Annotated in this window: 22 protein-coding genes; 8 read left to right on the top strand and 14 right to left on the bottom strand. The window is 59.0% G+C overall.

The window, feature by feature from the left end:
* Window positions 1-90: 90 nt before the first annotated feature.
* Window positions 91-1,440, bottom strand: coding sequence for an MFS transporter (locus tag QOM10_RS17165; RefSeq protein WP_410479166.1), 1,350 nt, complete (start codon window positions 1,438-1,440; stop codon window positions 91-93).
* A gap of 569 nt (window positions 1,441-2,009) precedes the next feature.
* On the opposite strand from QOM10_RS17165, the gene QOM10_RS17160 reads away from it, so the two are divergent.
* Window positions 2,010-2,942 carry an AraC family transcriptional regulator gene (locus tag QOM10_RS17160; RefSeq protein ID WP_316916599.1) on the top strand — a complete coding sequence of 311 codons (933 nt, stop codon included), beginning with the start codon at window positions 2,010-2,012 and terminating at the stop codon, window positions 2,940-2,942.
* Between the two features lie 187 nt (window positions 2,943-3,129).
* Here the strand turns inward: QOM10_RS17160 and QOM10_RS17155 are convergent, their stop codons facing one another.
* From QOM10_RS17155 to QOM10_RS17140, 4 genes are read right to left on the bottom strand one after another with little or no spacing between them, the layout of a single operon-like run.
* A complete protein-coding gene (locus QOM10_RS17155) occupies window positions 3,130-4,140 on the bottom strand; it encodes an NADP-dependent oxidoreductase (protein ID WP_316916598.1) in 1,011 nt (336 codons plus the stop codon).
* Between the two features lie 55 nt (window positions 4,141-4,195).
* Window positions 4,196-5,026, bottom strand: coding sequence for an alpha/beta hydrolase (locus QOM10_RS17150; RefSeq protein WP_316916597.1), 831 nt, complete (start codon window positions 5,024-5,026; stop codon window positions 4,196-4,198).
* Window positions 5,027-5,040: 14 nt separating this feature from the next.
* Entirely contained in the window at window positions 5,041-5,823 is a 783-nt protein-coding gene (locus QOM10_RS17145; RefSeq protein ID WP_116029652.1) for an SDR family NAD(P)-dependent oxidoreductase, read from the bottom strand.
* Between the two features lie 60 nt (window positions 5,824-5,883).
* Window positions 5,884-6,984 (bottom strand): alkene reductase, encoded by a 1,101-nt coding sequence (locus tag QOM10_RS17140; protein WP_316916596.1) that lies wholly within the window; start codon window positions 6,982-6,984, stop codon window positions 5,884-5,886.
* Window positions 6,985-7,124: 140 nt separating this feature from the next.
* Here QOM10_RS17140 and QOM10_RS17135 point away from each other — a divergent pair, with 140 nt between their 5' ends.
* A complete protein-coding gene (locus tag QOM10_RS17135) occupies window positions 7,125-7,721 on the top strand; it encodes a TetR family transcriptional regulator (RefSeq protein WP_316916595.1) in 597 nt (198 codons plus the stop codon).
* Window positions 7,722-7,849: 128 nt separating this feature from the next.
* Window positions 7,850-8,482: an isochorismate family cysteine hydrolase YcaC gene (gene ycaC, locus QOM10_RS17130; protein ID WP_007916011.1), complete on the top strand. Its 633-nt coding sequence runs from the start codon at window positions 7,850-7,852 to the stop codon at window positions 8,480-8,482.
* Window positions 8,483-8,564: 82 nt separating this feature from the next.
* On the opposite strand, the gene QOM10_RS17125 is transcribed toward ycaC (QOM10_RS17130), so the two are convergent.
* The 3 genes from QOM10_RS17125 to QOM10_RS17115 are packed head-to-tail and all read right to left on the bottom strand — an operon-like array spanning window position 8,565 to window position 12,081.
* Window positions 8,565-9,803 carry a nucleoside permease gene (locus QOM10_RS17125; RefSeq protein ID WP_316916594.1) on the bottom strand — a complete coding sequence of 413 codons (1,239 nt, stop codon included), beginning with the start codon at window positions 9,801-9,803 and terminating at the stop codon, window positions 8,565-8,567.
* Between the two features lie 42 nt (window positions 9,804-9,845).
* Window positions 9,846-10,928 carry a sugar phosphate isomerase/epimerase family protein gene (locus QOM10_RS17120; protein WP_316916593.1) on the bottom strand — a complete coding sequence of 361 codons (1,083 nt, stop codon included), beginning with the start codon at window positions 10,926-10,928 and terminating at the stop codon, window positions 9,846-9,848.
* A complete protein-coding gene (locus QOM10_RS17115; RefSeq protein ID WP_316916592.1) occupies window positions 10,918-12,081 on the bottom strand; it encodes a Gfo/Idh/MocA family oxidoreductase in 1,164 nt (387 codons plus the stop codon). The genes QOM10_RS17120 and QOM10_RS17115 overlap by 11 nt, the downstream gene beginning before the upstream one ends.
* A 204-nt stretch (window positions 12,082-12,285) precedes the next feature.
* Here QOM10_RS17115 and QOM10_RS17110 point away from each other — a divergent pair, with 204 nt between their 5' ends.
* Together QOM10_RS17110 and ycaC (QOM10_RS17105) are read left to right on the top strand one after the other, a co-directional pair.
* Window positions 12,286-13,296, top strand: coding sequence for a LacI family DNA-binding transcriptional regulator (locus QOM10_RS17110; RefSeq protein WP_316916591.1), 1,011 nt, complete (start codon window positions 12,286-12,288; stop codon window positions 13,294-13,296).
* 189 nt (window positions 13,297-13,485) lie between these two features.
* Window positions 13,486-14,118, top strand: a complete 633-nt coding sequence (gene ycaC / locus QOM10_RS17105; RefSeq protein WP_316916590.1) for an isochorismate family cysteine hydrolase YcaC — start codon at window positions 13,486-13,488, stop codon at window positions 14,116-14,118.
* A gap of 57 nt (window positions 14,119-14,175) precedes the next feature.
* Here the strand turns inward: ycaC (QOM10_RS17105) and QOM10_RS17100 are convergent, their stop codons facing one another.
* The 6 genes from QOM10_RS17100 to QOM10_RS17075 form a co-directional block, all read right to left on the bottom strand.
* Window positions 14,176-15,105, bottom strand: coding sequence for a LysR family transcriptional regulator (locus QOM10_RS17100; RefSeq protein ID WP_127928469.1), 930 nt, complete (start codon window positions 15,103-15,105; stop codon window positions 14,176-14,178).
* A gap of 93 nt (window positions 15,106-15,198) precedes the next feature.
* A complete protein-coding gene (locus tag QOM10_RS17095; RefSeq protein ID WP_127928467.1) occupies window positions 15,199-15,909 on the bottom strand; it encodes an SDR family NAD(P)-dependent oxidoreductase in 711 nt (236 codons plus the stop codon).
* Window positions 15,910-15,958: 49 nt separating this feature from the next.
* Window positions 15,959-16,615, bottom strand: coding sequence for a DsbA family oxidoreductase (locus QOM10_RS17090; RefSeq protein WP_127928465.1), 657 nt, complete (start codon window positions 16,613-16,615; stop codon window positions 15,959-15,961).
* A complete protein-coding gene (locus QOM10_RS17085) occupies window positions 16,612-16,827 on the bottom strand; it encodes a tautomerase family protein (RefSeq protein WP_016987787.1) in 216 nt (71 codons plus the stop codon). The genes QOM10_RS17090 and QOM10_RS17085 overlap by 4 nt, the downstream gene beginning before the upstream one ends.
* A 181-nt stretch (window positions 16,828-17,008) precedes the next feature.
* Window positions 17,009-17,704: a tRNA (adenine(22)-N(1))-methyltransferase gene (locus tag QOM10_RS17080; protein ID WP_316916589.1), complete on the bottom strand. Its 696-nt coding sequence runs from the start codon at window positions 17,702-17,704 to the stop codon at window positions 17,009-17,011.
* 123 nt (window positions 17,705-17,827) lie between these two features.
* On the bottom strand, window positions 17,828-18,877 hold the full coding sequence (locus QOM10_RS17075) for an NAD(P)-dependent alcohol dehydrogenase (RefSeq protein WP_127928461.1): 1,050 nt from the start codon (window positions 18,875-18,877) through the stop codon (window positions 17,828-17,830).
* Between the two features lie 188 nt (window positions 18,878-19,065).
* Here QOM10_RS17075 and QOM10_RS17070 point away from each other — a divergent pair, with 188 nt between their 5' ends.
* The 3 genes from QOM10_RS17070 to QOM10_RS17060 all read left to right on the top strand — a co-directional run bounded on the left by QOM10_RS17070 (window position 19,066) and on the right by QOM10_RS17060 (window position 20,603).
* The gene (locus tag QOM10_RS17070; protein WP_127928459.1) at window positions 19,066-19,992 is read left to right on the top strand and encodes a Gfo/Idh/MocA family protein; all 927 of its coding nucleotides are present in this window, start codon (window positions 19,066-19,068) and stop codon (window positions 19,990-19,992) included.
* A gap of 168 nt (window positions 19,993-20,160) precedes the next feature.
* Entirely contained in the window at window positions 20,161-20,361 is a 201-nt protein-coding gene (locus QOM10_RS17065) for a hypothetical protein (RefSeq protein WP_127928457.1), read from the top strand.
* A 29-nt stretch (window positions 20,362-20,390) separates the two neighbouring features.
* Window positions 20,391-20,603 (top strand): DUF2945 domain-containing protein, encoded by a 213-nt coding sequence (locus QOM10_RS17060; protein WP_127928455.1) that lies wholly within the window; start codon window positions 20,391-20,393, stop codon window positions 20,601-20,603.
* Window positions 20,604-20,605: the final 2 nt, after the last annotated feature.

Below are 20,605 nucleotides of genomic sequence, written 5' to 3'. Positions count from 1 at the left end.
AGTCCTGTTGGTAGCTTCAGCGTACGGCGGCAGTCGTTGGTGAAGTTGGACGAAAGCCGCCTGCAGTTGGAGAAAACGGTGCTGTTGGCTTTAGCGCACCTTCAATTCGATGCGGTACAAGCGTCCGAGCAGCAGTGAGTAGGAGAGGGTGCCGATCAGGGCGACGCCGCCAATGAACCAGAAAGCCCAGGCGAATGAGCCGGTGGCGTGAACAATCGTGCCAATCACGATCGGCGTGACGATGCCGCCAATGTTGGCGGCGAGGCTGGTGATCCCGCCGGTCAAGCCGATCAACTCTTTGGGCGCGACTTCCGACACGGCGGCCCACGAAGACGAGGCGATGCCTTGCGCAAAGAAGGCAATGGTCAGCACGGCGATGCAGATCGTGTTCGAATCGGTGAAATTCACCAGCACGATGGACATGCCCAGCATCGAGCCGATCACCAGCGGCAACTTGCGGGCGAAGGACATCGAGTAGCCACGACGGATCAACAAGTCCGACACGATGCCGGCGAGCAGGATGCCGACCGTCGCGCCGACAAATGGCAGAACTGCGAAGATCCCGGCCTTGATCATGGTCAGCTGGCGTTCTTCGATCAGGTAGGTGGGGAACCAGGTCAGGAAGAAGTACAGCGCCGAGGTGCTGGCGAATTTGCCGATGCAAATCGCCCAGATCTGGCGGTAGCTGAACAGTTCAGCAATTTGCCGCCAGTTGAAGCGGGTGCGTTCCTGACTGCTTTTGACCAGACCGCCGCCGGCTTCGATGTATTTCAATTCTTCTTTGCTGACCTTTTTGCAGTTCAACGGGTCGCGATACAGGTACAACCACAGCACGCCGAAGACGATGCCGAGCACGCCGGTGCTATAAAACACGTGACGCCAGTCAAATGTGGTCGCCAGCCAGAGCAGGGCACCGGTAAACAGCGCCGTCCCCAGGTATTGCCCACAGACGTAGATACTACTGGCCAGACCGCGCTCCCGCGCCGGGAACCACACCGTCACCGCGCGACTGTTGGCCGGAAACGCCGGTGCTTCCATGGCGCCGACCGCCAGACGCAAGCCGAACAATGAAGCAAATCCCGTGGCAAAGCCTTGGCACACGGTCACCGTCGACCAACTGATCAGCGACACCCCGTAAGTGAAGCGCGAGCCGAAGCGGTCAGCGATAAACCCGGCAGGGACCAGAGCCAGGGCATAGGTCCAGGCAAATGCCGAGAAAATCAGGCCCATTTCAATCTTGTCCAGACCCAGGTCTTTGGCCATGAATGGCGCGGCAATCGAGATATTGACCCGGTCGATGTAATTGATGATCGTCGCAATCAGCAGCAGCGAGAGCATGAACCAGCGTCGCCGCGAGGGCAGGCGTTGCGGCAGGACGGCGTCTCGGGCGCCGTCTATCACCGGCGGCACGGTGGCTTGGGAAGCATGTGAATTCGACATGGAGAGACCTCGTTATTGTTAGAAGAATCGAGATGTTTTCGCGCAGCCGAAGGCGTTGCCCGCGATGGTCGGGGCATAGCAATCGATACTGGAGCGAACGGTGCGAGTAGCCGGCGTCAGACGTTTAGAAACGTCTTCCAGTCGGCGTGATCGGGACAATGTCGGGAGGGGCGGCGAGGGGGAAAAATTGAATCATGACGTGCACACCTGTGATTGTTTTTGGAAGAGGTTGGGCTGCGTCGGCTAACAGTGGTCGTACAACATCGGTAAAGCAACCGAGGAGTTAGAACGTTTTTTTTCTATGGCAGTGGCGTTGCTAAACCTGTCCAAGAAATAAATGGGTTAATCTCCTGATGAATTATTTAGATGTGTCGATTAATTAGTTGATTATTAACGATAAAAAATCGTAATTCTTTTTCGGCGGTTTTGGACAGGCTAAACGCCATATCGAAGATGAAAAATCCTTGGAGAGGCAGGTCGTCGTATGACTGCTTGCGTGCACTGCGTACATGTCTGCAAGATGACGGTCGTCAGTTCACTGCAAAATACCTGTCGAGGATTCCGCGCAGATGTCGTCACCCAGCCGTATTCCCACCTATGTCATGCAGCAGCGCAGCGAATTGACCGACTTCTACATCCGCGACAAAAAGGGCCGGCGCGCCGAGACCAGTCCCCATCGGCACGAGTATTTTCAGATCCAGATCCACCTCGGTGGCGACACCGTGCAGCACATCGGCAACGTCGAGCGCCCGTTCCCGCGCAATACCCTGGCATTCATCCTGCCGCACCGGGTGCACGTAATCCCGCATCCAGCGGACAGCAATTTCATGGTGATCAATTTTTCCCAGACCTTTCTGTTGCCGCATTTGCAGTGCGACCCGATGGACCTGGAGGAGGTGTCGATTCTGCTGGCGCCGGAGTTATCGCCATTCCGTTTTCAGGAGCATCTGGATTTTATTCTCGGGGATGAGGACTTCGCCAAGGTCTGTGCCTTGATCGAGCAGATGCGCACGCTGGACGAGAACCGTCAGTTTGGTACGCGCGAGATGCTCAAGGGCTTGCTGCTGCAACTGATTGGCAGCGTGTGTTTCCTTTACGCCGAGCCACTCAAGCGTTTGGCCGAGGAGAATGCGGCCGAGGTCAGCCGCCGGGATGCGCTGGGCCGCATGTTCGAATACTTGCGCAAGAACATTGCCGACCCCGATCTCAATCTGATCAAGGTGGCTGCGGCGACGTACCTGTCCCCGACCTATCTGACGCACTGGTTGCGCAAGGAAATCGGCAAGACCTTCACCGAACTGGTGCTTGAACGCAGGATGCACGCGGCACGCAATTTCCTGCTCAACAGCACACGCTCAGTGGGTGAGGTGGCGCGGTTGTGCGGCTTCGCTGACGAGGCATATTTCTCGCGGCGCTTTCGCCAGATTCACGGTCAGCCGCCGGGACAGTTTCGCCGCCGACAACTCAATCCGGATACGCCGCAATCGCCGTTGAACACTTAGGGCTCAAGCATCAAGGGCCGCCATACGATCGGAGCAACACCAAGTATCGCATTGTGCCGCTTGGGGTCAGGCGTTTCGTGGTTCGCGGGTTCAGGTGAGTGTTTGTTCTCCGTGTCTTGCTGTTCGTTGGCGGGGGGCTTTTCGGTGTCGCAGGCAACATTATCCATGGGTCTTTCGCCAGATGATTTCAGGCAGGCAACTTTTTGATCTGCACGATTACCTTGCCTTTCGCACGGCCCTGTTCGACGTAAGTCAGGGCTTCGCCCGCTGACTCGAAGGCGAAGGTGCGATCCAGCACGGGCTTTATTTCGCCGGCTTCAATCAGGGAGGTGATTTCTTGCAGCTGTGCACCGTTGGCCCGCATAAACAGGAAGCTGTAACGGACATCCTGCTTGCGCGCCTTGCGCCGAATGCTCAGGCTCAACAAGCGCATGACTTGCCGCAGCGGCCAGGCCAGGCCCTGCGCCTTGGCGAACTCGGCAGTTGGCGGGCCTGAAATGGAAATCAGCTTACCACCCGGTTTGAGTACCTTGAGCGAGTTTTCCAGGACGTCGGTGCCGAGGCTGTTCAGCACCACGTCGTAGTCGCGCAATTCGCGCTCGAAGTGCTGCTGTTTGTAATCAATCACCACATCTGCGCCCAGCGCTTTAACCCATTCGACATTCGCGGTGCTGGTGGTGGTCGCGACAACAGCGCCGAGGCGCTTGGCCAGTTGAATGGCGATTGTTCCGACACCGCCGGAACCGGCGTGAATCAGGACCTTCTGACCCTTTTGCAAACGGGCGATGTCGACCAATGCTTGCCAGGCTGTCAGGGCGACCAAAGGAATCGCAGCGGCCTGTTCCATGCTGAGGTTGGCTGGCTTCAACGCTACGGCGTTTTGGTCGACGGCGATTCGCTCGGCAAACGTGCCGATTCGTTGTTCGGGCACGCGTGCATACACCGCGTCGCCGGGCTTGAAACCCTTGACCGCTGCGCCAACCGCAATCACCACGCCGGCACAATCGTTGCCCAGCACCAAGGGGAATGAGTACGGCAGAATCAGTTTGAACTCGCCGCTGCGAATCTTTGAATCGAGTACGTTGACGCTGGCCGCATGGACTTCAATCAGCACGTCATGGGCGCCGGGTACAGGCTCGCAGACATCGCCAATACGCCCGTTCTGCTTGCCGTAACGATCGATAAAATAAGCTTTCATGGTGGATACGGCTCTCACTGTTTGGGGAAGGGCTGCGTTGCCTGAGCGGATTGCCTCAGTGGTCGAGAAACGCCTGCGCCTTGCTGACAAAGTCAGCGTAGTTCTGGAAAATCGCGCCGTGTCCGGCGTCTTCATAAATGATCAATTGCGCGTAGGGGATCCGGTTCGCCAGATCAATCGAGTTGACCGTGGGCACCATGATGTCGCTGTCACCGTTGACCACCAGCGTCGGGATTTGCAGGCCGCCAAGGTTCTGCGGCGTCTGTTTGCCCCATGCCTTGATGGCTTTCAACTGCCGCAGAAAAGCGCTGGGTGTCGGGCGCTTGTCGCGATCTTTGCGGCGTTCTTTCAAACGTTGCAGGAAGTCTGTCGCGGCCCGCCGTCCGTTGGCGGTTGTGGTGAAAAACAGATGGAACTTGGGATCGCGCAGAGTCAGCAAACCCTTGAACATCAGTGGCCAGGAAACCGCACCGACCTTGGCGATACCGACTCCGCCAGCCGGTCCGGTGCCGGTCAGAATCAGGCGCCGCACCAACGCGGGCGCTTTGAGCGCGATGTCCTGAGCAACGAATCCGCCGAGGGAAAAACCCAGCAGATCGACACTGGTGAATTCCAGCGCAGCGATCAGGCTGATGACGTCGTCGGCCATCTGCGCGACGGTCAGGGGCGCGGTGCCGCCTGAGCCACCGACACCGCGATAGTCAATGGCGAGCACGCGCCGGGTTCGCGCCAGACCATCGACGATTCGCGGGTCGAAGTCGTCAAGTGCTGCGCCCCAATGATTGAGCAGGATCAGCGGCACCGCCGATTTTGGGCCGAGGTCGCGATAGGCGAAGGCCGTGCCGCCAACCAAAATCGATTGGTTGGCGGCGTTGACGAAAGGCATTTGTTCCACTGTAATCACGCCAGATAGCGCTGGGCGACTGCCGACTGGCGGATCTGTGCCAGCAGGCCCTGCCGCGCGGTCTGCAAGGCATCCCAGCGCTCACCTTCATGCAGCGGTGGAATGGTCACCGGTTCGCGACGATCGAAACCGACCAACGCTGCATCGACCAGATCGGTGACTTCCATGATCTCGCTCAAGGTGTTGATATCGATGCCTGCGCGATCCCAGATCTCGGTACGCGTCGCGGCCGGCAGCACGGCTTGTACGTAGACGCCCAACGGCGACAGTTCCAGACTCAGGCCCTGAGACAGGAACAGGACAAACGCTTTGGTCGCGCCGTAGACCGACATGCCGAACTCCGGGGCCAGACCGACCACCGAGCCGATGTTGATGATGGCGCCGTCACCGGCCTTTGCCAGACGGGGAGCGATGGCGCTGGCGAGCCGCACCAGTGCCGTGGTGTTGAGGGCGACCAGATTGGCCACTTTGTCGGTGCTCTGCTCGATGAAGTTGCCGGACTGCGCGGCGCCCGCGTTATTGACGAGGATGCCAATGCGCGCATCGTCGCGCAGGCGCGTTTCGACGGTGTGCAGATCGCTGAGTTGGGTCAGGTCGGCCTGCAGCACATCAATGGCGACGCTGTATTCGCTGCGCAACTTCGCGGCGAGCGTTTCCAGGCGCTGAAGATCGCGGGCGACCAGCACCAGATCATGCCCGCGTTGGGCGAAACGTTCGGCGTAAACCGCGCCGATGCCGGTCGAGGCGCCAGTGATAAGAACAGTAGGGTGGGCGTTCATAGGGTCATCTCTTTTCACAAAAACGATTAAGGAGAGGCAGTAAATACGCTGGTGCTCGGCTTACTGAGCACTAGCGCTCCATTCAGCCAAGGTCGGATAATCGATGTAGCCTTCCGCACCGCCGCCATACAGGGTGGCGGGGTTGAAACCGGCCAGCGGCGCACCGGCCGCCAGGCGCTCGACCAGATCGGGATTGCCAATGAACGGGCGACCGAAGGCGATCAGATCGGCGTGGTCCTCGGCAATCCGCGCGTTCGCCAGCTCGAGGTCATAACCGTTGTTGGCGATGTAGGTGTTTTTGAATCGCTGGCGCAGAGCGCCGAAATCGAACGGCGCGACATCGCGCGGCCCGCCGGTTGCGCCTTCGACCACATGCAGATAAACGATGCCCAGCGCATCGAGTTGCTCGACGATGTAATCGAACTGCCCTTGCGGGTCGCTGCTCGACACCCCGTTGGCCGGCGACACCGGCGAGAGGCGAATGCCGGTGCGATCTGCGCCAATCTCGGCGACGACTGCTGCCGTCACTTCCAGCAACAAGCGCGCACGATTTTCAATCGAGCCGCCGTAGGCATCGGTGCGCACGTTGGCGCCATCCTTGATGAATTGATCGAGCAAATAGCCGTTGGCACCGTGGATTTCCACACCATCGAACCCAGCGGCGATCGCGTTGACCGCTGCCTGGCGGAAATCGTTGACGATCCCCGGGAGTTCGCTGATCTCCAGTGCTCGCGGCGCGGAAACGTCTTCAAAACGGTTGTTGACGAACACTTTGGTCGCCGGGCGTATCGCCGAGGGCGCTACAGGTGCGGCGCCGTTTTCTTGAAGATCAACATGTGAAACACGACCGACATGCCACAGTTGCAGAAAGATCTTCGCGCCTTGTTCGTGCACCGCAGCGGTCACCTTGCGCCAGCCATCGATCTGCGCCTGCGTGTAAATCCCCGGGGTGTCCTGATAGCCCTGGCCCTGTCGGGAGATCTGCGAAGCCTCGGAAATCAGCAGGCCTGCAGAGGCGCGCTGACTGTAATAGGTGGCTGCGAACTCACTGGGCACAAAGCCTTCGCCCGCTCGATTGCGGGTCAGCGGCGCGAGAACGATGCGATTCGCCAGCGTCAGGGAGCCAAGCGTGTACGGTGTGAACAGATTTTGATCGGTCATGGGGTTTGATCCGTGCCTGTGGATGAGCAGCGATAATTTCTGTAATTAGGATGATGATCGAAATCTAAACTGTCAACGGTTTTGATTATGGCTGACATCTATGTATCATCGGCGCATGAATTTCAGCGGAGGTATTGCACGTGAGAGTCACCAAAGCCCAGGCGCAGGCAAACCGCGAGCACATCGTCGAGACCGCCTCGGTGCTGTTTCGTGAGCGAGGTTTTGACGGTGTCGGCGTCGCGGACCTGATGGCGGCGGCCGGATTTACCCATGGCGGTTTCTACAAACACTTCGGCTCGAAAGCCGACCTGATGTCCGAAGCTTCGGCCAACAGCCTTTCGCGCTCGTTGGTCGGTGCCGAAATGGTCGATGTTCAAGGCTTCATCGACGCTTATGTCTCGAAAGAACATCGGGACGGGCGGGGCAGCGGTTGCACCATGGCCGCTTTGTGCGGCGACGCAGCGCGTCAGTCTGACGATGTGAAAACGGCGTTTGCCGATGGGATCGAACGCACGCTGCAGACGCTCGGCGACAAGTACCCGACAGGGCCCGACGCGGCATCTGGTGAGGGGCGAGTGAAAATGATCGACATGCTGGCGCGGGCGGTGGGCGCGATTATTCTGTCGCGTGCCTGCCCGGATGATTCAGCGCTGGCCGATGAAATCCTTGCGGTATGCCACGCTGAAATGACCGCGTCATTGCTGATATCTGCCGACAGTGCAGAAGTGCCTGGTTGATCGGTATTGTCCTTTTTGAGTTGACGGTGAAACGCTTTTCAGCCGATTTATCCCGTCCCTGTGCGTCAGTAATCTGTACCCAACTTGAACGCAACAACAACTTCTAAAACTCAAAAGGGAAGCAGACCATGACCACTCCAACCTATAACCGCCTGAACAAAGACGACGCCATCGTGCTGCTGGTCGACCACCAGACCGGCCTTATTTCCCTGGTGCAGGACTTCTCGCCAAACGAGTTCAAGAACAACGTGCTGGCCCTGGCCGATCTGGCCAAGTTCTTCGAACTGCCGACCATCCTCACCACCAGCTTCGAACAAGGCCCGAACGGCCCGTTGGTACCGGAACTGAAAGAGATGTTCCCGGATGCGCCGTACATCGCTCGTCCTGGTCAGATCAACGCGTGGGACAACGAAGATTTTGTGAAGGCGATCAAAGCTACCGGTCGCAAGCAAATCATCATTGCCGGTGTGGTCACGGATGTCTGCGTAGCGTTCCCGACCTTGTCGGCGCTGGCGGAGGGGTTTGATGTGTTTGTGGTCACCGATGCCTCCGGCACCTTCAACACCACCGTGCAACAAGCCGCGTGGAGCCGCATGACTCAGGCTGGTGCGCAGATGATGAACTGGTTCTCGGTGGCGTGTGAGTTGCACCGCGACTGGCGCAACGACATTGAAGGCTTGGGTAATCTGCTGTCGCAGCGGATCCCGAATTACCGCAATCTGATGAACAGCTACTCGGCGCTGACCGCACAGCAGAAGTAAGCCTGCGCGATGTAAACGAAAAGCCTGCCCTGAAAAGCAGGCTTTTTCTGTTTTCTGCGCTGCGCCTATCAGAACGGCGTTTCTAGACGGTCGACGGCATCCCTTCCTTTTCGCCGCCACGGCTTTTGAACGCCAGTGCGAAACACAGCAGAACCACCACCGAAAATCCTGCCGGGAACAGCCATATACTTCTCCAGTCGTGGCCGTTTTGCGCGGTGAAGTGGTCAGTGATCTGACCCGCCACCCAGAATCCGATCAGCATGCCCACACCGTAAGTGGCCAAGGTGATCAGGCCCTGAGCCGAGCTGCGGAAGCGCTCGGGCGCTTTGGCATCGGTGTAGATCTGCCCACAGACGAAGAAAAAGTCATAACACACGCCGTGCAGTGCAATACCGATCAGCAGCATGAACGCTTGGTCACCATTGTTGCCGTAGGCGAACAACACATAGCGCAAGGCCCAGGCCAGCATCCCGACCAGTAAGGCAATCTTGATGCCGAAACGCTGGATGAACAGGGGTAGCAGAAGCATGAACAGCACTTCGGAGACCTGACCCAGAGCCATCTTCGCGGTGGGGTTGGTGACACCGATTTCGGCCAGAAACGGATTGGCATTCTGGTAATAGAACGCCAGAGGAATGCAGATCAGGATGGATGCAAGAAAGAACACCAGATAGCTGCGATCCTTGAGCAAGCCCAATGCGTCCACCCCCAGCATCTGCTTGATGCCTGGCGAATCGCCCGTCGACTTCAGCGGCGCCGTGTTCGGCAGGCTGAAGCTGTAGAGTCCCAAGATCAGCGAAGCCACGGCAGACATCAGGAACGTGTTGCGCAAACCGCCTGCAGCAATCGTCTGTTGAGCGTCCCAGGCAAAGCCGAAACTGATCACGATGCCGGCGACGATCCAGCCAATGGTGCCCCATACGCGGATGCGGGAAAACTCCCGGGCCGGGTCTTTGATCTGTCTGAAGGCTACCGCGTTGACCAGGGCCAGCGTTGGCATGTAGACCAGCATGTAGGCCAGCACATAGGGATAAAACGCGCTGAAATCAGTTGCCCGATAAAGCTGAAAGAGCAGCACCGCGCCCAGCAGGTGCAGCACTGCCAAGATGCGTTCGGCATTGAAAAAGCGATCAGCAATCAGACCAACGACAAACGGCGCAATGATCGCGCCCCACGACTGCGTGGAGAACGCCATTCCCACCTGGCCGCCGCTGGCTGCCAGTGTCGTGGTGAGAAAGGTGCCGAGGGTGACGAACCAGCCGCCCCAGATAAAAAACTGCAGAAACATCATGACGCTGAGTCGCGCATTCATTACGTTCATTTCAATCACCGTATTATTTTTATGTCGGTAACAGCGTGGTAATCAGGGTTCGCCAAGGCCCAGCAGACGCCGGTTGGATTGCTCGTCAGCGCTCACACTGGCGAAATCGTCGAATGCCTTGCGGGTTCGGGTGATCATGTGTCGTTCGATGAAGGCCGCCCCTTCGGCAGCGCCTTGCGCAGCGTCTTTCAGGCAGCATTCCCACTCCAGTACGGCCCAGCCGTTGAAGTCGTATTGCGTCAGTTTGCTGAAGATCGCTTTGAAGTCGATCTGGCCATCGCCCAATGAACGAAACCGCCCCGGGCGATCAACCCAGCCCTGATAGCCGCCGTAGACGCCGGATCGCGCGTTGGCGTGAAACTCCGCATCCTTGACGTGGAACATGCGGATGCGCGCGTGGTAGCGATCGATGAAGCCCAGGTAGTCCATTTGCTGCAGCAACAGATGGCTCGGGTCATACAGAATTGCCGCGCGCGGATGATGATTCACCGCTTCAAGGAATTGTTCGAAAGAGGCGCCATCGTGCAGGTCTTCGCCGGGGTGGATCTCGTAGCAGAGGTCGACACCGGCCTCATCGAAGCATTCGAGGATCGGCAACCAGCGTTTCGCCAATTCGGCAAAGCCCTGTTCCACCAGGCCGGCAGGGCGTTGCGGCCATGGGTAGACGTAGGGCCAGAGCAGGGCGCCGGAAAAGGTCGCGTGGGCGGTCAACCCCAAGCGCTGACTGGCGCGCGCCGCCAGTTTCAACTGGTTGATCGCCCATTCGGTGCGTGCTTGCGGATTGCCACGCAGCGCTGCCGGGGCGAAGTCATCGAAGAGTGCGTCGAACGCCGGATGCACCGCGACCAGTTGGCCTTGCAGGTGTGTCGACAGCTCGCTGATCACCACACCGGCCTTGGCGCATACGGCGATGAGTTCGTCGCAGTAATCCTGACTGTCGGCGGCGCGTTCAAGGTCGATGAAGCGCGTGCCGAGGGTCGGCAATTGAATGGCTTTGTAGCCTTGAGAAGCTGCCCATTGCGCGATGTTGGCCAAGGTATCGAAAGGCGCTTCGTCGGCGATGAATTGGGCGAGAAAGATACCGGGGCCGCGCATCCCGCTCGGGCGTTGTTGATTAACGTTCATTGGCGGTTGCTCCATTGGCAAGGTCAGGTATTGCAGTCCATTTGGCTTCGCCACAATGATTGGCGATGGCGGTCTCGATGAAGGCCATGCCGCGCAGCCCGGTGGCTATGCCGGGAACGCCCGGTGCGTCAGGACCGCTCGCATCGTTGAAAATGGCCTGCGCGAGGTCACCGTAGAGATTGGCCATGGCCTCGAGGTAGCCTTCCGGGTGTCCGGCGGGCAAGCGCATGCGCCGCGTGGCGTTTGCGCACAGCCAAGGTTGACCAAGGCCCGAGCGCAGCACGCGCATCGGCTCATTCAAGGGGCGATGGATCAGACTGGCGGGCTCTTCCTGACGCCATTCCAGCCCGCCCTTGTCGCCATACAGACGAATCTTCAGCGGGTTCTCTTCGCCGGCGCACACTTGGCTGGCGATCAATACGCCGCTGGCGCCGTCGGCCATTTTGAACAGCATCGAGGCGTCGTCATCCAGCTGGCGACTGCTCAAATGCGACCCGAGCATCGCGCTGATGAACTGGATGGGTTGACCGGCGACAAACTCCGCGAGGGAAAACGCGTGCGTGCCGATGTCACCGATGCAGCCACCGATGCCGGATTGTTCAGGATTGTCGCGCCAGCCCGCCTGTTTGTTGCCTTGGCCAGCCACATCGCTGCTGAGCCAGCCTTGCGGGTATTCGACGAGGACTTTGCGCAGATGCCCGATTTCACCGCTGGCGACCATCTCGCGTGCCTGCCAGACCATCGCATACCCCAGGTAGGTATGTGCCAGGGCGTAGATCCTTTGGCTGTTGTTGACCACGCGGGCCAAGTCCTGCACTTGCGCCAGATTGAGCGCAGCGGGCTTTTCACTGAACACATGGAAACCCGCACTCAGTGCTGCACTGGCGATAGGGGCGTGCAGGTGATTAGGCGTGACGATCACCAGCAGTTCCATGCGCTGATCGGCCGGCAGTGCGTGTTCGGCGGCCAGCATGTCTTGCCAGGCGTCATAGCAGCGTTGCGCAGGCAGCCCAAGCGCCGCACCACTGCGTTGATTGTTATGGGCGTCGCGGCTGAACGCACCGCAGACCAGTTCGAAGCGTCCATCGAGGCCGGCGGCCTGCCGGTGTGCCTGGGCGATGAAGGCACCTTCACCACCGCCGACGAAGCCCATTCTTATTTTTCTACCTGCTGCAATCATGGCAATTGTCTCAGTGGATTCATGCGGAACATTGATGATGTAACCGGTTACATCGTGGGCGAAATCTAGGCCTGAAATCAGCGAGTGTCAAACCGTGTCTGACGAATGCCAACGTTTCGGCGTGTGACGCTGTGCGGTAAGCTCGACGGCCGATTTGATTGAAAGAGCGAGGCAGTCTTGTCCAATATCCGCGAAGTGGCACGGCTGGCGGGTGTCTCGGTAGCAACGGTGTCGAGAACATTGAAGTCCCCCGAGCGTGTGCTGCCCGATACCCGCGAGCGGGTCATGGCCGCCGTCCAGCAAACCGGCTATCGACCGAATTTGATGGCGGTGCAGTTTCGCTCGCGTAGAACGGGCAACCTGGTGATTCTGGTCCCGACCATTGCCAACACCTTTTTCGCCAGGGTGATCAGCGGCGCACAGAAAGCCGCGCAGGCCGCCGGGTACCGGTTGCTGTTGTGCGACACCCAGGGCCAGGCATCGCTTGAGCGCCAGTTCGCCCATCTGGTGTATGCCCATCAAGCCGATGGCGTGATTCAGTTGCGTGCCTTTGATCCATTCGATGAATCCGCCGCCGAGCCAGTGCTGACCCCGATCGTCAATGCCTGCGAAGTCATCCGGCACGGACGGCATCCAACGATCAGTCTGGATAACGTTGCGGCGGCCAAAGCCATGACCGAGTACCTGATCGCGATGGGGCATCAGCGCATCGGACTGATCAAAGGCCCCAAAGGCAGCCCGCTCACGCGTGATCGTCTGGCGGGGTATGAGGCGGCCCTGCGCGACGCCGGTCTTGCGCTGGACAACACGCTCATCTGTCACGGCGATTTCACCCTGGACGCTGGCTATTCGGGTGCCGGGAAACTGCTCGCGCTCGACAACCGACCGAGCGCGCTGTTTTGTGAAAATGACGAAATGGCCATCGGCGCGCTCAAGAGCATTAAAGAGCAGGGGCTGCGTGTGCCGGAGGATATTTCTCTCGCCGGATTCGACGATATTCCAATGGCCGCGTACTGCGATCCACCGCTGACGACCATTGCCCAGCCCGCCGAAATGTTCGGCGAGAAAGCCGTGGAAATGCTGATTGCGCTGATCGAGAAACAGCCGTTGCCGCAACGGCATGTGGTGTTGCCGTTCACATTGACGAAGCGCGACAGCACGGCGCGGGGACCTGCAGCTGATAAATGACCCCGTGACTGCTCCGCGCAGGTTTGTCAGTGGTGCCAGTTTTTCAGACTCACCGGCAGCCGGAAAATTGTCCCTTTTGAGTGGACGGTGAAACGCTTTTCAGCCGATTTATCCCGTCCCTGTGCGTCAGTAATCTGTACCCAACTTGAACGCAACAACAACTTCTAAAACTCAAAAGGGAAGCAGACCATGACCACTCCAACCTATAACCGCCTGAACAAAGACGACGCCATCGTGCTGCTGGTCGACCACCAGACCGGCCTTATTTCCCTGGTGCAGGACTTCTCGCCAAACGAGTTCAAGAACAACGTGCTGGCCCTGGCGGATCTGGCCAAGTTCTTCGAACTGCCGACCATCCTCACCACCAGCTTCGAACAAGGCCCGAACGGCCCGTTGGTACCGGAACTGAAAGAGATGTTCCCGGATGCGCCGTACATCGCTCGTCCTGGTCAGATCAACGCGTGGGACAACGAAGATTTTGTGAAGGCGATCAAGGCCACCGGGCGCAAGCAGATCATCATTGCCGGTGTGGTTACGGATGTCTGCGTAGCGTTCCCGACCTTGTCGGCGCTGGCGGAGGGGTTTGATGTGTTTGTGGTCACCGATGCCTCCGGCACCTTCACCACCACCGTGCAACAAGCCGCGTGGAGCCGCATGACTCAGGCTGGTGCGCAGATGATGAACTGGTTCTCGGTGGCGTGTGAGCTGCACCGCGACTGGCGCAACGACATTGAAGGTCTGGGTAACCTGCTGTCGCAGCGGATCCCGAACTACCGCAACCTGATGAACAGCTACACGGCGCTGACCGCACAGCAGAAGTAAGCCTGCGCGACCACACAAAAGCCTGCCATGAAAAGCAGGCTTTTGTGTTGCGCCGATTCAATCAGCGTCAACCGCCCACTCATCACGAAACTGCAACAGAAAGTCGACAAACGCCCTGACCCGTTGCGGCACATACCGTCCATGCGGATACAGCAAGGTGTAAGGTCGCGAGCGCCCGGCGTACGGCTTAAGTACCTCGACCAAGCTGCCGTCCGCCAGCTCCTTTTCGACAATGAACTTGTACGTCTGGAAGACCCCGGCACCATGTCTGGCCAGGGTGACACCGCCGAGCACGTCATCGGAGCAGGAGTAACCGCCGTCGGAAATCACTTCGCGATCGTGGCCATTTTCCTGGAACAGCCAGGAGATCCGCCGCCCGCTGCTCGGCAGTTCGAACTGAATACATTCGTGTTGCACCAGATCCTCAAGCGTCTTCGGTGTGCCAGCCTTTTTCAGATAGTCGGGGGAGGCGACCACCACCAGTTTTGCATCCTCCAGCAGCCGCGCAACCATGGTCGAATCCGGTTGCGCGCGGACGCGGATCGCCAGGTCGTAGCCTTCGCCGACGAAGTCGATATTGCGGTTGCCCAAGTGGATGTCGACGGTGACGTCAGGGTAGAGCGCGCGGAATTTTGGCAGCAGCGGCAGAATGCGGTGGTGCCCGTAAGTGGTGGGCAGGCTGATGCGCAACTGACCGGACGGTGACGACTGTGCGCCCATGACTTCTTGTTGCGCTTCGACCAGTTGCGTCAGCGCCTGGCTGCACTGGACGAAAAAGTTTCTGCCCGCTTCGGTCAAGCGAATGCTGCGGGTAGTTCGGGCAAACAAGCGTGAACCCAATCTTTTTTCGAGGCGAAGAATCGACCGGCTCACCGCGGCCGGCGTCACACCCGCAAGCTGGGCGGCGGCGGTGAAGCTGCCGGCTTCAGCGGCGAGGCAAAAGAGTTCGATGCTGCCTAACTGCAAGTCTTCAAAGTGGCGCTTCATGGAATAAGCCTGAGGATCAACTGACGGTTCATTCTCAGGTTTATCTCATGAAGCGGCACCGCCGGTACACACCGGCAGTGCCGTGGGGAGGTGTCAATGGCCAGCGCTTTGACCACCGTCGACATGGAGGATTTCGCCGGTCACGAACTTCGCACTGTCCAGGTAAAGGATCGCTTGCACGATGTCGTCGATCTCACCCATATGCCCAACCGGGTGCAGGCTACCGAGGGCGGCGTGAGTCTCTTCGCCGTGCATCGGTGTCTTGATGATGCCGGGCGACACCGCATTGACCCGAATACCGCGCTTGGCGTACTCGATGGCCAGGGATTTGGTCGCCGCGTTGATGCCACCTTTGGTCAGCGACGCGAGCACCGACGGTACGCCGTCAATCGCGTGGTCGACCAGGCTGGTGGTGACGCTGACGATGTGGCCGCTGGCGTTTTTCTCCATTTCGGCAATGGCCAATTGCGAGATGTGGAAGAAGCCGCTCATGTTGGTCGCTACCACTTGTGCGTAGTCTGCCTGGCTGTACTCGGTGAAGGGTTTGGCGACGAAAATCCCGGCGTTATTGACCAGCGTGTCGATGCGCCCGAAACGAGCAACGGCTTCGCGAATCACACGTTCGGCGGTCAGCGGGTCGGCGATGTCACCGGCGACGGCGAGAACATCCGCGTCAGTGGACGGTTTGATCGAACGGGAGGTCGCGACAACCTGATAGCCGCGTTCACGGAAACCCTTGACCAGGCCTGCGCCAATGCCTTGCGAGGCGCCGGTGATCACTACAACTTTTTTGGACGTGCTCATGATGTTTCCTCATGCAATCTGAATGGTTTGAAAAAACGAAGTTCGGGTGTCAGGCGTGAGCCGCAATCTGCGCGGCTTGACGTAACGCTTGCTCGTAATAAGCGACGGACTGGGAACCGGGGATGACCTGTTTGTCATCAAGGACCATGGCCGGAACCGAGTCGATGCCGCGCTGCTGGTAAAACCGTTCAAGTTCGCGCACGGCCTGGCGGAACTCTGCATTGGCCAGAACCTCTTGCGCACGCTGACTGTCGAGCCCGACTGCGCCTGCCAGCATCACCAGCGTGGCGTGGTCATTCGGGTTCTTGCCGTCAGTGAAGTAGGCCTTGAGCAAGGCTTGCTTCAACTCACGCTGACGTCCTTGTGTGGCGGCCCAGAACAGCAGTCGATGGGCATCGAAGGTGTTGTGGAAATGGCTGCGTTTTTCCAGGTCGAAGTGAAAACCGATCTGCTCGCCGCGTTCGATGATCATCGCGTTGCGATCTGCCACTTGCTCAGCGCTGCGCCCGTATTTGCGCATCATGTGCTCGATGGCGTGTTCACCTTCGGCGGGCATGTCGGGGTTCAGTTCGAACGGTTTGTAGGTCAGTTCCACGTCGACTTCGCCCGCCAGATTCCGGATCGCTTGCTCCAGAGCGGTGGCGCCCAATGCGCACCAGGGGCAAACGACATCCGAGACGAAATCGATTTTCACGGCCCGGCTCATGACTGCGAGTCCGCCAACTGTTGGCGATATTCGGTGGTGGTGATGCCGGCGTAACCCCAGTTATCGGTGTCGACTTCCTCGATCACGATGTGGGTGAGTTTCGGGTCCTTGTGCAGCACCCGCTGCATCGTTTCGGTGATTTCCTTGATGACCTGGGCTTTCTGTTCCCGGGTCACGCCGTCACGGGTGATACGTACGCTGATGAAAGGCATTTGGGGTATCTCCAGTCGCTGGCCCGTCGGAGTGATGGGCGGCTGTTGGAGAGGACTTTAAGAGGCAGGAGAGAATTGATAAATGGGGCTTGGGGTACATCATTTATGATGTGGTGTATCAAATGAGGGCGCGCGAGCAGTCATCCTGTGCACGCGTTTTCTCAGTGCGAAACGCTGGCGCTCAGGCCAGCAGCTCGGTAATCCAGCGTGTCTGTTGCGTCAGGTCTTGCACCTTTCCATCCGGTAAACCCTGCTGCGCATGGGCGAGTTGGCTCAGCGTCTTCTGCTTATGGTGAAGTTTGTGCTGCCATTTGCGCAGAAACTCGGGGCTGCGGGCCTGCATCTGCAAGGGGCCGAAGTACAGTTCCTTGTCGGTATAGATCACCGGTTCAGCGCGTTCGGCGACGATGATTTCGTAGTCGAAGCGGTTTTCCCGCAGCAGCTCTTCGCTGAGGATGCGGTAGCCGTTTTCCATCAGCCACTGGCGCAAGGGTTGTTCGCCGCCGTTGGGTTGCAGGATCAGACGTTCCTGGCCGTTGAGGTGGGCCTTGCCGCTGTCGAGGATGTCGCGGATGGTTTCACCGCCCATGCCGCAGACGCTGATGGCGGTGATGCCGTCGTCAGGTTTGATTGCTGCCAGACCATCGGCCCGGCGCACACTGATTTGCTGCTGCAGATCATTCTCGCGCACGGTGCGTTCAGCCGCGTGGAACGGCGTCGACGCGACTTCGCCCGCCACGGCGGCGCTGATCAGACCACGGCGCATTAGCGCCACCGGCAGATAGCCGTGATCCGAGCCGATATCCGCCAATCGCGCACCGGCAGGTACGTGGGCAGCCACGCGCTCAAGGCGCATGGACAATGTCTGTTCGTTCAACGGCAACCCCTTGATGGCAGGCAAAGGGGTGCGACTCTGGCGAGCAACGCCGGACCTGTCAAATCCCGGCGACGGAATTCAATGGCCCATTGGCCGCGCTTAATGGCCAATGGGCGCTGAGGCTTAGCCGGCCAACGTTGCGTTGTCGATCACGAAACGATATTTCACATCGCCCTGGAGCATGCGCTCGTAGGCGTCGTTGATCTGGTCGGCGCGGATCAGTTCGATGTCGGAAACGATGCCGTGCTCGGCACAGAAATCGAGCATTTCCTGAGTTTCGGCAATGCCGCCGATCATCGAGCCGGCAATCGTGCGGCGCTTCATGATCAGGTTGAACACGTTCGGCGAAGGATGCGACGTCGCAGGCGCGCCGACCAGCGTCAACGCACCATCGCGCTTGAGCAGCACCAGGAATGCATCGAGATCGTGCGGCGCGGCGACGGTGTTGAGGATCAGGTCGAAGCTCTTGGCGTGTGCGGCCATTTCTTCGGCATTGCGCGACACCACAACCTCATCGGCGCCAAGCGCTTTGGCCGCTTCGCGTTTGGATTCAGAGGTAGTGAATGCGACAACGTGGGCGCCCAGAGCGTGAGCCAGTTTGATGCCCATGTGGCCGAGGCCACCGATGCCGACCACGCCGACTTTCTTGCCCGGTCCCGCATTCCAATGACGCAGCGGCGAGTAAGTGGTGATGCCGGCACACAGCAGCGGCGCGACGGCGGCCAGTTGCGCTTCAGGATGACGGATGCGCAACACGTAGCGTTCATGCACAACGATGTTTTGCGAGTAGCCGCCCAGCGTCCAGCCCGGCGCATCCGCGGTCGGGAAGTTGTAGGTGCCGATCATGCCGTCGCAATAGTTTTCCAGACCGCTTTCGCAGTCATCGCAATGTTTGCAGCTGTCGACGATGCAACCGACGCCGACCAGATCACCGACCTTATAGTCCGACACATGTGCGCCGACGGCGGAAACGCGACCGACGATTTCATGCCCCGGTACGCATGGGAATTGTGTACCGGCCCATTCCGCGCGCACCTGGTGCAGATCCGAATGGCAGATGCCACAAAAGGCGATATCGATCTGCACATCATGGGCGGCCGGCGCGCGGCGGTTTATCTGCATCGGTTCAAGGGGTTTGTCGCCCGCGTGGGCGCCGTAGGCTTGTACAAGCATGGGAACATCCTCGATCGGTTTGTCGTAAGGCATTGTTTCTTTTCCGGCGCTTCGGGCACTAGTGCATTCCTGTGCAATCCTTGCCTGATCCTGTGCGTTGTTGTGACATTGCGCGGACAGACGCTCGTGGCGTTTACAGGTAATCTCCCGGTTCACTGACGACAACAAAATCAAAACAGGAGTCATTGATGCAACCAATCCGTCTCGGTCTGGTGGGCTACGGCAAGATTGCCCAGGATCAACACGTCCCGGCGATCCTCGCCAATCCCGCTTTCCAGTTGGTCTCCGTCGCTACCCAAGGCAAGCCTTGCCCCGGTGTCGAAAATTTCCGTTCGTTGAGCGAGCTGCTGGAAAACGGTCCGCAGGTTGACGCGATTGCCTTCTGCACGCCACCGCAAGGTCGTTTTGCGCTGGTGCAGCAAGCGCTGGCCGCAGGCAAACACGTGTTGGTTGAGAAGCCCCCGTGTGCCACGTTGGGCGAAGCGCTGGCCTTGGTCGATCAGGCCGCAGAGCAGGGCGTCAGCGCGTTGTTTGCCTGGCATTCACGCTACGCGCCCGGTATCGAAGCCGCTCGCGACTGGCTCGCCTCGCGCACTTTGCAAAGCGTGCAGATCGACTGGAAAGAAGACGTGCGCAAATGGCACCCCGGGCAGACCTGGATCTGGCAACCCGGCGGCCTCGGCGTATTCGATCCGGGGATCAATGCCTTGTCGATCGTCACCCATCTGCTGAAGCTGCCGCTGTTTGTCGAATCGGCTGAACTGCGCGTGCCGAGCAACTGCCAGTCGCCGATTGCTGCGTCGATCAAAATGGCTGATGCGCGTCAGCTTGATGTGCGGGCGGAGTTCGATTTCGACCATGGGCATGATGAGCTGTGGAGTATCGAAGTTCGTTGTGCCGAGGGTGTTCTGCGTCTGGAAAACGGCGGGGCGCTGTTGAGCATCGATGGCGTGCGTCAGGCCGTGTCGGAGGAGGGCGAGTACGCGGCGGTGTACAGACATTTCCAACAGTTGATCGGCGACAAGGCCAGTGACCTGGATGTGCAGCCGTTACGGTTGGTGGCGGACAGTTTCTTTGTCGGCAGTCGGGTTTTGGTTGAGGCGTTTTACGATTAGCGTCCGGCTGGCCCGGCACGATTATTTTAATCTCCAAGCGAAAGCCTGCCCTGAACGGCAGGCTTTTTTCGTTGGAGCACCGTTCGTCCAGTGCCCGGCACTTGCGCTGTGCCGTTGCCTCTCACGTTTAAGCGCGGATATCCCGCGTACAAGAACGGAGAAGCAAGCATGGACATCGATGAAAATGCACCGGGCAACCGGTCACAGCAAAACGTGACACGGACGACGGACAATGAGACGGGGCATGATCCGGAACGCAATCCGCCTGAGGTTCCATTGCCCGCCGATGAAGAATCCCCAGTCGATGAAGACATGACGGATGTGGCGGCCAACAACTCGGTGTCGAGCGAGCATCCTGAGTCGCAATGACCGGATTGAATAAGTGTGGGGAACAGGCCATGAGCACGTCATTCAAGGTCGGCGACGCGGTTCACTGGAACAGCGAAGCCGGCGAGATTCGCGGCAAGGTGGTCAAGGTGCACACCTGGGATGTCGAGTTCATGGGCCGCCATCGGCCTGCTTCCAAGGACGAGCCGCAGTACGAAGTCAAAAGTGACAAGACCGGGCATCTGGCAATGCACCACGGCGCGGCGCTTCATCCCGCGAAATGACC

It is taken from the genome of Pseudomonas sp. P108 (assembly GCF_032613195.1).
Classification (GTDB): domain Bacteria; phylum Pseudomonadota; class Gammaproteobacteria; order Pseudomonadales; family Pseudomonadaceae; genus Aquipseudomonas.
The sequence above is the reverse complement of the archived record's forward strand: the minus strand, read 5'-3'. Positions and strand labels throughout refer to the sequence as shown.

What these genes read in the sequence shown, in the direction of transcription:
- QOM10_RS17165 (WP_410479166.1), bottom strand. Translation starts at nt 1,440, where the DNA reads ATGTCGAATTCACATGCTTCCCAAGCCACCGTGCCGCCGGTGATAGAC.
- QOM10_RS17160 (WP_316916599.1), top strand. Translation starts at nt 2,010, where the DNA reads ATGTCGTCACCCAGCCGTATTCCCACCTATGTCATGCAGCAGCGCAGC.
- QOM10_RS17155 (WP_316916598.1), bottom strand. Translation starts at nt 4,140, where the DNA reads ATGAAAGCTTATTTTATCGATCGTTACGGCAAGCAGAACGGGCGTATT.
- QOM10_RS17150 (WP_316916597.1), bottom strand. Translation starts at nt 5,026, where the DNA reads ATGCCTTTCGTCAACGCCGCCAACCAATCGATTTTGGTTGGCGGCACG.
- QOM10_RS17145 (WP_116029652.1), bottom strand. Translation starts at nt 5,823, where the DNA reads ATGAACGCCCACCCTACTGTTCTTATCACTGGCGCCTCGACCGGCATC.
- QOM10_RS17140 (WP_316916596.1), bottom strand. Translation starts at nt 6,984, where the DNA reads ATGACCGATCAAAATCTGTTCACACCGTACACGCTTGGCTCCCTGACG.
- ycaC (WP_007916011.1), top strand. Translation starts at nt 7,850, where the DNA reads ATGACCACTCCAACCTATAACCGCCTGAACAAAGACGACGCCATCGTG.
- QOM10_RS17125 (WP_316916594.1), bottom strand. Translation starts at nt 9,803, where the DNA reads ATGAACGTAATGAATGCGCGACTCAGCGTCATGATGTTTCTGCAGTTT.
- QOM10_RS17120 (WP_316916593.1), bottom strand. Translation starts at nt 10,928, where the DNA reads ATGAACGTTAATCAACAACGCCCGAGCGGGATGCGCGGCCCCGGTATC.
- QOM10_RS17115 (WP_316916592.1), bottom strand. Translation starts at nt 12,081, where the DNA reads ATGGGCTTCGTCGGCGGTGGTGAAGGTGCCTTCATCGCCCAGGCACAC.
- ycaC (WP_316916590.1), top strand. Translation starts at nt 13,486, where the DNA reads ATGACCACTCCAACCTATAACCGCCTGAACAAAGACGACGCCATCGTG.
- QOM10_RS17100 (WP_127928469.1), bottom strand. Translation starts at nt 15,105, where the DNA reads ATGAAGCGCCACTTTGAAGACTTGCAGTTAGGCAGCATCGAACTCTTT.
- QOM10_RS17095 (WP_127928467.1), bottom strand. Translation starts at nt 15,909, where the DNA reads ATGAGCACGTCCAAAAAAGTTGTAGTGATCACCGGCGCCTCGCAAGGC.
- QOM10_RS17090 (WP_127928465.1), bottom strand. Translation starts at nt 16,615, where the DNA reads ATGAGCCGGGCCGTGAAAATCGATTTCGTCTCGGATGTCGTTTGCCCC.
- QOM10_RS17085 (WP_016987787.1), bottom strand. Translation starts at nt 16,827, where the DNA reads ATGCCTTTCATCAGCGTACGTATCACCCGTGACGGCGTGACCCGGGAA.
- QOM10_RS17075 (WP_127928461.1), bottom strand. Translation starts at nt 18,877, where the DNA reads ATGCTTGTACAAGCCTACGGCGCCCACGCGGGCGACAAACCCCTTGAA.
- QOM10_RS17070 (WP_127928459.1), top strand. Translation starts at nt 19,066, where the DNA reads ATGCAACCAATCCGTCTCGGTCTGGTGGGCTACGGCAAGATTGCCCAG.
- QOM10_RS17065 (WP_127928457.1), top strand. Translation starts at nt 20,161, where the DNA reads ATGGACATCGATGAAAATGCACCGGGCAACCGGTCACAGCAAAACGTG.
- QOM10_RS17060 (WP_127928455.1), top strand. Translation starts at nt 20,391, where the DNA reads ATGAGCACGTCATTCAAGGTCGGCGACGCGGTTCACTGGAACAGCGAA.